This is a genomic window from Kribbella sp. NPDC026596, from assembly GCF_040638415.1.
In the GTDB taxonomy this organism is placed as follows: domain Bacteria; phylum Actinomycetota; class Actinomycetes; order Propionibacteriales; family Kribbellaceae; genus Kribbella.
Genome location: NZ_JBEZYF010000058.1, coordinates 48,510 through 58,524 on the forward strand (window position 1 = coordinate 48,510; position 10,015 = coordinate 58,524).

10 protein-coding genes are annotated in these 10,015 nt (G+C 68.3%); 8 read left to right on the plus strand and 2 right to left on the minus strand.

The annotated features are described in order from the left end of the window. Nucleotides 1-91: 91 nt before the first annotated feature. Together AB0E63_RS34905 and AB0E63_RS34910 are read left to right on the plus strand one after the other, a co-directional pair. Nucleotides 92-1,372: an alpha/beta fold hydrolase gene (locus tag AB0E63_RS34905; RefSeq protein ID WP_360375654.1), complete on the plus strand. Its 1,281-nt coding sequence runs from the start codon at nt 92-94 to the stop codon at nt 1,370-1,372. Nucleotides 1,373-1,415: 43 nt separating this feature from the next. Continuing rightward, entirely contained in the window at nt 1,416-2,099 is a 684-nt protein-coding gene (locus tag AB0E63_RS34910; protein WP_360375656.1) for a GntR family transcriptional regulator, read from the plus strand. On the opposite strand, the gene AB0E63_RS34915 is transcribed toward AB0E63_RS34910, so the two are convergent. Next, nucleotides 2,087-3,073, minus strand: coding sequence for a carbohydrate kinase family protein (locus AB0E63_RS34915; protein ID WP_360375658.1), 987 nt, complete (start codon nt 3,071-3,073; stop codon nt 2,087-2,089). The two genes, AB0E63_RS34910 and AB0E63_RS34915, sit on opposite strands and share 13 nt — an antisense overlap. A 94-nt stretch (nt 3,074-3,167) precedes the next feature. On the opposite strand from AB0E63_RS34915, the gene AB0E63_RS34920 reads away from it, so the two are divergent. The 6 genes from AB0E63_RS34920 to AB0E63_RS34945 all read left to right on the plus strand — a co-directional run bounded on the left by AB0E63_RS34920 (nt 3,168) and on the right by AB0E63_RS34945 (nt 9,644). Further along, nucleotides 3,168-3,803, plus strand: a complete 636-nt coding sequence (locus tag AB0E63_RS34920) for a class I SAM-dependent methyltransferase (protein WP_360375660.1) — start codon at nt 3,168-3,170, stop codon at nt 3,801-3,803. After that, nucleotides 3,800-4,453, plus strand: coding sequence for an ABC transporter ATP-binding protein (locus AB0E63_RS34925; RefSeq protein ID WP_360375662.1), 654 nt, complete (start codon nt 3,800-3,802; stop codon nt 4,451-4,453). The genes AB0E63_RS34920 and AB0E63_RS34925 overlap by 4 nt, the downstream gene beginning before the upstream one ends. Then, nucleotides 4,450-6,036: a DUF6297 family protein gene (locus AB0E63_RS34930; RefSeq protein WP_360375664.1), complete on the plus strand. Its 1,587-nt coding sequence runs from the start codon at nt 4,450-4,452 to the stop codon at nt 6,034-6,036. Before AB0E63_RS34925 ends, AB0E63_RS34930 begins: the two co-directional genes overlap by 4 nt. A 151-nt stretch (nt 6,037-6,187) precedes the next feature. Beyond that, the gene (locus tag AB0E63_RS34935; RefSeq protein ID WP_360375666.1) at nt 6,188-6,964 is read left to right on the plus strand and encodes a DUF4097 family beta strand repeat-containing protein; all 777 of its coding nucleotides are present in this window, start codon (nt 6,188-6,190) and stop codon (nt 6,962-6,964) included. A gap of 38 nt (nt 6,965-7,002) precedes the next feature. Continuing rightward, a complete protein-coding gene (locus AB0E63_RS34940) occupies nt 7,003-9,159 on the plus strand; it encodes an MMPL family transporter (RefSeq protein ID WP_360375668.1) in 2,157 nt (718 codons plus the stop codon). Between the two features lie 254 nt (nt 9,160-9,413). After that, the gene (locus tag AB0E63_RS34945) at nt 9,414-9,644 is read left to right on the plus strand and encodes a hypothetical protein (protein WP_360375670.1); all 231 of its coding nucleotides are present in this window, start codon (nt 9,414-9,416) and stop codon (nt 9,642-9,644) included. On the opposite strand, the gene AB0E63_RS34950 is transcribed toward AB0E63_RS34945, so the two are convergent. Beyond that, entirely contained in the window at nt 9,600-9,905 is a 306-nt protein-coding gene (locus AB0E63_RS34950; protein ID WP_360375672.1) for a pyrophosphatase, read from the minus strand. The two genes, AB0E63_RS34945 and AB0E63_RS34950, sit on opposite strands and share 45 nt — an antisense overlap. Nucleotides 9,906-10,015: the final 110 nt, after the last annotated feature.

A 10,015-nucleotide genomic window follows, 5' to 3' on the forward strand; every position in this document is an offset into this window, starting at 1 on the left:
GCGGCGGGTCATGGGGCTGGAACTCCCGGCCTTCCCTCGTCGCTCCAGTCGCTTCGCTCCCTCCGCTCCTCAGTCCAGGCCGGGAGGCCCCATGACCAGCTACACGATTCCTGGGATGTACGTGCGCGAGCACACGGTCGAGGTGCCGCTGGACTGGTCCGGCGCCGGCTCCGGGACGATCACTGTGTTCGCGCGCGAACTTGTCGATCCGATGCGCAAGGACGACGACCTGCCGTGCCTGCTGTTCCTGCAAGGCGGGCCGGGCGGGAAGGGGCCGCGGCCGGTCGAGCCGTCGGGGTGGATCGGGCAGGCGCTGAAGACCTACCGGGTGATCCTGATGGACCAGCGCGGGACCGGTCGCAGTACGCCGGTCTCCGGGCGGCGGATGGCGTCGTTGAGTGCCGAGGAGGGTGCTGACTATCTGGCGTGCTTCCGGGCCGACTCGATCGTGGCCGATGCCGAGCATTTGCGGACGACTGTGTTCGGTGGGCGCAGGTGGTCGACGTTGGGGCAGAGCTATGGCGGGTTCCTCACGCTGACGTATCTGTCCAAGGCCCCTGAAGGGTTGACGGCCTGCTACGTGACCGGCGGGCTGGCCTCGATCGATCCTTCGGCGGCCGAGGTCTACCGTCGCACCTATCCACGGGTGGTTGCGAAGAACCGCGAGTTCTATCGGCGCTATCCGCACAATGTGGAGCGGGTCGGCCGGATCGCGGACCGGCTTGCGACGTCCGACGTACGGCTGCCGGATGGCGACCGGCTGACGGTACGGCGGTTCCAGTCACTCGGGATCGACTTCGGAATGAAGCCCGGCTACGAGCGGATCCACTGGCTGATCGACGAGGCCTTCGACGGGGACGAGCTGTCCGACACGTTCCTCGGCCAGGTGCTGGGGTTGTCGTCGTACAGCGGCGGGCCGTTGTTCGCGGCGCTGCAGGAGAGCATCTACGGGTCCGGGGACGGCGCGACGGGATGGGCGGCCGAGGTGGAGCGGGCGCTGCGGCCCGAGTTCGCCGAGGACGCGCGGCCGCTGCTGTTCACCGGCGAGATGATGTACCCCTGGATGTTCGCGGAGATCCGCGGGCTGCGGCCGTTCCAGGGTGCGGTCGAGGTGCTGGCGCGGCGCCCGCGGTGGTCGGAGTTGTACGACCTCGAGCGGCTGGCGGCGAACGACGTACCGGTGGCCGCCGCGGTCTACTACGACGACATGTACGTCGACTCCGGGCTGCAGCTGGACACCGCGAACCGGGTCGGCAACGTGCAGGCGTGGGTGACGAACGAGTACGAGCACGACGGACTCGGTGCGGAACGGGTGTTCGCCCGGCTGACCGAGCTGGTGCGATCCGTCGGGGGTGGCGTACCCGTCGATTGAGGGCGGGTGCTTCACAATGGGCGGCGACCAGGGAGGTGAATCGATGGCGGCTGACTCGATCGGGCTGCCGAGCGTACGGCGGCTGGCACAGCGGGAGAACCTGCGGGACAGCGTCGCCAACGCGCTGCGGGCGGCGGTGATCTCCGGCGAGCTGGTGCCGGGGGAGGTGTACTCGGCGCCGATGCTCGGCGCGCGGTTCGGTGTGTCCGCGACGCCGGTGCGCGAGGCGATGCTCGACCTGGTCCGCGAGGGCCTGGTGATCTCCCTGCGGAACAAGGGTTTCCGGGTCACCGAGATGTCCGACGACGATCTCGACAACCTCGCCGCGCTGCGGCAGCTGATCGAGCCGCCGACGATCCGGGACGTCGTACCGGCGATTCCGGCGTCGGACTTTCCGCGGTTGCGCGCGTTGGCGGAGGCCATCGTGGTGGCGGCGGAAGCGGGTGATCTGATCGCCTACATCGAGGCGGACCGGGTGTTCCACGTCACGCTGCTCGCGTACTCCGGCAACCAGAAGCTGGTCGACGTGGTGTCGGACCTGCGGTCGCAGACGCGGCTGCTCGGTCTCACACCACTCGTCGAGAGCGGCCGCCTCGGCCAGTCAGCAGCCGAGCACCACGAACTGATGGACCTGGTCGAGGCAGGCGACGCCGAAGGCGCCGAACAGCTGATGCGCCGCCACATCGGCCACGTCCGCGGCCTCTGGGCCCGCTCTCAGAGCACCTGACCCTTGACGGCCTTTGCGGCGGTTGCGGCGGCGGGGGAGCCGTAGGTGGCGGAGAGGCGGTCCAGGAAGGTGGACTGGTCCAGTGTGTACTCCTGGGTGCCGACTGTCTCCAGGACCGTGGTTGCCAGGGTGCAGCCGAGGTGGGCTGCGGCCTCGTGGTCCAGGCCGGCCGCACGGCCGGTCAGGTAGCCGGCGCGGAACGCGTCGCCGCCGCCGGTCGGGTCGACCAGGCCGGGCGCCGGAACCGCGGGGACCTTGACCAGGATGCCGTCGGCGTTCTCGATCACCACGCCGTCGCCGCCGTGCGTGGTGATCCGGACGCCGACCCGCTCGAGGATCTCGTTGTGGCTCCAGCCGGTCTTCTGCACCATCAGACCGGCTTCGTACTCGTTGCTGAACAGGTACGCCGCCCCGTCGATCAGCCGGCGGATATCGGCGCCGTCCATCCGCGCCATCTGCTGCGACGGGTCGGCCGCCACCGCGATCCGGTGCTGCTTGGCCAGCTCGGTGTGCTTGAGCATGCCGTCCGGGTCGTCCGCACCGATCAGCACCAGGTCGATCCCGCCGGCCGCCGCGTGGATCGCGCCCAGGTCGAGCTCCCGTGCCTGCGCCATCGCGCCGGTGTAGAAGGAGGCGATCTGGTTCGCGTCCAGGTCCGTCGTACAGGTGAACCGGGCGGTGTGTACGTTCTCACACACGCGCACGTGCGACACGTCCACGCCGGCCGTCGTCAGCGCCGCGCCGTACTCGGCGAAATCGGCCCCGACCGAGCCGACCAGCAGTGACGGGTGCCCGAGCTGGGCCATGCCGTAGCAGATGTTCGCGGCCACGCCGCCGCGGTGGACGACGAGCTCGTCGACCAGGAAGGACAGGGAGACCTTGTGCATCTGTTCCTCGAGGAACTGGTCCTTGAACCGGCCCGGGAACGTCATCAGGATGTCGGTCGCGATCGATCCGGCGACGGCGATGCGCATGCGGGGTGCTCCCTCGGGTGGGGTGGGTGTGCGGCGTGCGGACAACCCATAGAGACTACAGGCGACCGATCTAATACATGGAGGGCGGGAATTCATGGGTAGCCAGGTGCAGGTGACCGAGGAATTGCACGACTACATGGTCGCGCACGGCATGCCGCTGGACGAGATCGCGACCGACCTGGTGGCGGAGACCCGGCAGCTCGGCGGCGTGTCCGGGATGCTGACCACGTCCGACCAGGCCGGGCTGCTGACCACCCTGACCCGGCTGATCTCGGCGCGGCGGGCGGTCGAGATCGGTACCTTCACCGGGTTCTCCGCGCTGGCGATCTCCCGCGGGCTGCCCGACGACGGGCAGCTGATCTGCCTCGACGCGAGCGAGGAGTGGACCTCGATCGGCCGCCGGTACTGGGAGCGGGCCGGGGTCGCGAAGAAGATCGAGCTGCGGATCGGTGACGGGCACGAGCTGGCGGCGGCCCTCGACGGGTCGTTCGACCTCGCCTTCGTGGACGCCGACAAGCCGGGGTACATCGACTACTTCGAGCGTCTGCTGCCGCTGATCCGGCCGAACGGCGTACTGCTGTTCGACAACACGCTGGCCGGCGGCCGGGTGGTCGACGCGGACGGTCCGGCCGACCGCAAGGAGTTCAACGCGCACATCGCGAAGGACGACCGGGTCGACGTGACCATGCTCGGCATCGGCGACGGACTGACCCTGGCACGCAAGAAGTGAGCCCGGGGTCGAGCAAGGCCGCGGTTCGGTTGAGCGTGAAGGAGTTGCAGCACAAGTACGGCGACCGCCCGGTGATCGAAGGCCTGACCTTCAGCCTCGCCGCCGGTCAGGCGATCGCGCTGGTCGGCCCGAACGGCGCCGGCAAGACGACCGTGCTCAAGTGCATCGTGGGCTCGGCGGAACGGGCGGCGGGCACGATCCTGCTCGACGGCCTGCCGATCGACGAACGCGCCGAGGCGGTCCGGCGCGATGTCGCCACGCTGCTCGACGAGCTCGACTTCTTCCCGGACCTGACCGCGGCCGAACACCTCGACCTGCTCGCTCGTGCGCACGGCAACCCGACTCCGGAAGATCTCGTCGACACGATCCTCGACGACATCGGGCTGCTGACGGCCGCCGATCAGCTGCCGGGCTCGCTGTCGTCCGGTCAGCGCCGTCGCCTCGCGTTGGCGACGGCGCTGGTCCGCCCGCGCAAGCTGATGGTGCTCGACGAGCCCGAGGCCAGGCTCGATGTGGGCGGCGTTCAGTGGCTGTCCGACCGCCTGATCGAGGAGAAGAAGTCGGGTACGTCGATCCTCTTCGCCAGCCATGACCCATCCCTCGTCGAAGCCGTCGCCGACTCCGTCGTCACCCTCACCCCGCTGCCATGAGCTCAGCGGAAGGACCGGTCGTCTTCGACCCGGCGGACTTCGGTGCGATCCCGACATCGCGTGCGCTCCGGCAATGGATGCGGACGACGCGGCGGCGACGCGCGGACCGGCCGTTCTCGCAGATCTTCGAGGACATCTATCTGGTGCTGTTCACGCTGGCCATGGTCGGCGCGTGCGGTGGCAACGTCATCCGGCACCTGAACGCCAACGTCGCCCAGTGCACGTCGTTCACGTGTGGCGAGTTGTCGCACTGGATGCCGTGGGTCGTGGTGCCTTTGCTGCTGGCAACCACGATCCGGGTGCTCCTGAGTGTCGGCCCGGTCTCCGCGTCACGCGCCACCGGCTTCTGGTTGCTCGCCACGCCCGTGAATCGGGCTGCTTTGCTGCGGCCGACGTACCGGCTGGTGATGGGCGTCGTTGCGGTGGTCGGGTTCGTTGCGTCGTTGATCGTGTGGGCGCTGGTGGGCTTGATGTGGTTCGACGTACTCGAGGCGTCGGCGCTGGTCGGAGCGCTGCTCGTTTGTACGGCGACTGTGACGGTGTGGGTCCAGCAGACGGCCGGGCGGTCGCGGTGGGCGCTGCGGGTCGCGGACCTGCTGTTGCTGGCGGCCGCGGTGCCGGCCGTGATCCTCGCTTTGCAAGGCGGCTCCCCGCAGGGCGCCGCTGAGACGCTCGTCATCACCTCGGCTTTCACCGGCTCCGATCCTGCCCCGCTCCTCGTCTTCGGACAGGTGTCCGCGCCGGGGCTGCTTGACCCGGCGCAGACGCGGCTGCTGGTGATCTTCGCCGTCGTACTGCTCTTGTGCGTGGCGTTGGTGATCGTCACCTCACAGACGCTCGACAAGCTCAATCGGACGACTGTGATCGCGGGTGGGGAGCTGCTGGCCGGTCTCGCGGGTGCCGCGAGCAGTCTGGATATCAGCATGCTGGCGGACGTGGTGGCCGGCCGGCACTGGCGGTTGAAGGGACGGGCGCACACGCGGCGCGGTCGAGGTGCGAACGGTGCTGCTCTGGTGCATCGGGAGTTCCTGCGGATCCTGCGGTGGCCGCGGCGACTCGTCATCGGGTTCGCGCTGCTCGTCGTACCGTATGCGGTGGCGGGCGCGGGGTTCGACGTACTGGTGCCTGTCGCCGCTGGGTTCGCCGGGTTTGTCGCCGTACGTCCGCTGATGGACGGGTTGCGTTCGGTCTGCCGCTCGACCGGGCTGGTCCGTGCGCTCGGCATGGATCTTCGCGAGCTCCGCGTCATCATGGCGGTCGTTCCCGGCCTCTTCGCGGCACTGTGGGCCCTCCTCGCCCTGCCCGCGATCGGCAACGGCCCAGCCGCCTTCGCCGTCGCCGCCGGCATGCTCTCCGGCGCTGTCCGCCAGGCATCCGCGCGGCCCCCGTCGTACTCCGGTCCGCTGGTCGCCTCACCAATGGGCGCCATCCCACCCGGCCTCTTCTCCCAACCCATGCGCGGTTTCGACCTGCTGTTGGTCTGCCTGGCCCCAGTCCTCCTGGGAATCAGCTCCACCTGGGTCCTGGCCGTCCCCGCCTTCGTCCTCGCGGTCATGTTCTCCATCCGCCCCAAGACCGCCTGAGACTCCTTCGCGGTTCGCCGTGTCAGGGGTGGTGTCAGGGCTGGTGTCAGGGCGGTGACTGGGCCGCGTCAGGGCGCTCGGTGATTGTTGTCGACATGAGCAAGGCCAAGCCGGGCTCACCAGACACGCACATCACACGAGGAGATTTGTCATGCCTGTTTTCGCTTCGCCGGAGCCGATTACTGCCACCCTGACCACCGCGGGAGCTCAGGTGCGGGTCTCCGCGAGTGAGCGGTCGGACACCGTCGTACTGGTCGAGCCCATCAACAGCGCGAGCAAGTCGGACGTGAAGGTGGCCGAGAACACCAAGGTCGACTTCTCCGCCGGCGAACTGTCGATCAAGACCACCAAGTCGGGCGACAAGAACGGGTCGGTCGCCATCACGATCGAGCTGCCGGTCGGATCCAAGCTGGTCCTGAACACGGCCTGGACCGACGTACACGCCGAGGGCCGGCTCGGCGACTGCGAGCTGAACACGGCATCGGGTCAGGTCCAGCTCGACCACATCGGCGGGACCGCCGCCATCGAGAACGGCGCGGCCGGGGTACGGATCTGTGAGGTCGAGGGCGTCGTCAGGTACGAGGGCTCGAACGGTCGGATCTGGATCGGTCACGCCCTGTCCGACGTCGAGCTCAACGGTGCGGGCGGCAGCTTCGACATCGACCGTGCCGAGGGCAGCGTCATCGCCAAGGCGGGTAACTGCCCGATCCGGATTGGCCGGATCACGCGCGGCCAGGCCGAGCTGATGAACGCCTCCGGCGGCATCGAGGTCGGCATCAGCGAGGGCACCGCCGCCGAGGTGGACGCCAAGAGCACGAAGGGCGCGGTGCGCAACTCCCTGCCCGCCCAGGACGGCCTTGAAGACAACGTCAAGCTCTACGCCCGCACGCGCCTCGACGACATCGTCATTCACCCCGCGACTGTCTGAACACCTACCCACAATTCACTGCCCGGAGGCAGACCGAAATGTTCCACCGCATCGGGCGCGCCGTCGTCCGTCACCCCATCTGGACGATCGTCGCGTGGATCTTCATCGCGGCCGCCGTCGTCGCCACCGCCCCCAGCCTCCCGTCGAGCAGTGACGAGAGCAGCTTCCTCCCCAAGAGCTACGAGTCGATCCAGGCCGCCGACCTCCAGCAGAGCGCGTTCCCCAGCGCCTTCACGCCCTCCGCGCTCGTCCTGTACGGGCGTTCCGACGGCGGCAAGCTCACCGAGGCGGACCTGAAGGACGCAGCGCGGATCACCACCGAACTCGGCGCGAAGAAGATCGATCAGGTCCAGCAGGTCGTTCCCGGTCCGGCGTCGAAGGACGGCCGCTACGTACTGGGTCTGGTCTCGATGGACACCAACAACGCCGGCCAGCCGCAACAGCTGGACGCCGCGAAGACGCTGCGCGCCGACGCCAAGGCGCTGACGAAGGGCACGCAGCTCGACGCCAAGCTCGGCGGTTCGGCGGCGCAGGGTCTCGACCAGCAGGCCTCGTCCAGCCGCGCCAACGCGCTGACGTTCGCCGGCACCTTCGCGATCATCCTGATCACGCTGCTGATCATCTTCCGCTCGCCGATTCTCGCAGTACTGCCGCTGCTCGTCCTGATCGCCCTGGTGTCCTCGACGGCGAATGCGCTGATCGCCGACGCCACCAAGCTCTTCGGACTCCAGGCGAACAGCTCGATCTCGTCGCTGCTGATCGTCGTACTGCTGGGGGTCGGTACCGACTACTACCTGTTCCTGATGTTCCGGTACCGCGAGCGGCTGCGAGCCGGCGACGAGCCCAAGGAGGCCATGATCAACGCGGTCGGCCGGGTCGGCGAGGCGATCGCCTCCGCGGCCGGTGCGGTCATGATCTCGTTCCTCGCGCTCGTACTGTCGACGCTCGGCTTCCTCAAGCAAATGGGCCCGGCGCTCGCCATCACCGTCGCGGTGACGCTGGTCGCCGCACTGACACTGTTCCCGGCGATCTGCTCGCTGATCCCGCCGCGCGCCCTGTTCTGGCCGTCGAAGGCGTGGCGCAAGGAGCCCGCGAACGCGCGGTTCGCGGCGCTCGGCCGCGGAGTGCAGCGTCGCCCGGCTCTCTTCGCCTGCGTCTCGGGCGTGGTCATGGTCGCGCTGGCGCTCGGTACGCTCGGCTTCAAGGCCACCTTCGACCTGGCGTCCGGCTCGATGCCGAAGACCGAGGAGTCGATGGTCGTCCAGACCGAGATGCAGAACGCCTACTCGGCCGGCGCCGCCGAACCGACCTCCGTCTTCGTCACCTCGACCGGCGACGGCCGCGTCGACACGGCGGCACTACCGGCGTACGAGCGGAAGCTCGAAGCGATCCCCGGTGTCGCCGACGTCCAACCCGCCGCGATCAGCAAGGACGGCAAGACCGCCAACTTCACGGTCACGCTGAAGTACGGGTCGGCGACCGACCAGGCGATCAGCGCGGTTGGCGACGTACGCGAGGTTGCACACGCCGACGCCCCACCTGGTACGAAGGCCCTCGTCGGCGGCATGTCGTCGATCTACAAGGACATCGACGCCGCGGTCGACCACGACTACCGCACGGTCTTCCCGCTCGCCGCGTTGCTCATCATGGTCATCCTCGGACTGCTACTGCGCAGTGTGGTGGCTCCCTGGTACCTGATGGCCTCGGTCGGGCTGGGCTTCGGTGCCACGCTCGGCGCGACGGTCCTGATCTTCCAGAAGGGGCAGGGGCACTCGGGGCTGATGTTCATGCTCCCGGTGATCATGTACCTGTTCGTGGTTGCCATCGGCACCGACTACAACATCCTGATGATCTCCCGGCTCCGCGAGGAGGCACGGGAAGGCCGCGATCCGCGTGAAGCCGCGAGCATGGCCGTGCGGCACGCCGGTCCGACCGTGGCCGCGGCCGGGTTCATCCTGGCGGCCACCTTCGCCACCCTGATGCTGGCGGGCAACTCACTGCTGACCGAGATGGGTTTCGCGGTCTCCTTCGGCATCGTCGTCGCCGCGTTCGTGATGGCGATGTTCTTCACCCCGAGCCTGACCGCGCTGATCGGTCACGCCGCCTGGTGGCCCGGCCACCAGGACCGCAAGACCCCCGCGAACGCAGAGCCCGCAAACGATGCCCGCCAGTTGGAGCCGTCGGCAAAGAACTGACAGCCCACCTTGGGCACCGACCAACCATGCAACGTCACGGATTCCGGTTGGTGGGTGCCCAAGGTGCGGGTGGGCGGAGCTCGGGTTGGACTAGGTTGAGCAGCGCTACGGTTTCGAGTTGGTTAAAGCGCTCGGTGAGGTCGACGGGTTGGTGACCACGGAGGGCACGATCTATCCGCTGCTCGCGCGTTCACGGCGGACTGGGAGCGGTTTCGTACGTCGGTTGATGCGATCTTGCAGAGCGGGAGACGGGGATGAACGTGCAGCACGACGGTGACGACATCGTCGCGGCCGCCACCGACGGGCTGGTCCTGGTCGAGGTTCCGCCACGTTTGCGGCTCCGGGAGTTCGGCGCGCTCGCGCTGCTGTGGCTCGGGCCGGTCCTGCTGCTGATCGGCTGGTGCCGCGGCCACCATCAGGCCGGTTGCCTCAGGCAACAACTAGACCTCGCGGGCCAGCCACTTCTGGTCGATTTCGTGCGGTAGGTCTACGTCGTGCCGGCGTGCGAACAGGATCAGCTGGCAGAAGACGTCGGCGAACTCCTGGTGGAAGCCCGCCTGGATCTCGTCCGCGGTGAGTCCTTTGGCGCGCGCCCGTCCGGTGTGCTGGAGGTAGGCCTGTGTCAGCTCACCTACCTCCTCCTGCAACTTCAGCAGGAACCAGTCCGGATCACGCTCGAACCCGAGCGTCTCGCCGTACCGAACCGACAGCTTCTCCAACCGCTCAGCCAACTCCGTGAGATCCACGGAGCCAGCCAAGCAGCCCCCACCGACATTTAGGTTAGGTGTGTGCCTTGCGGGCGGCCGAACCACCGACTGGAACGCTTTGGTGATTCCTGAGTGCTGAGTGGTCGTTC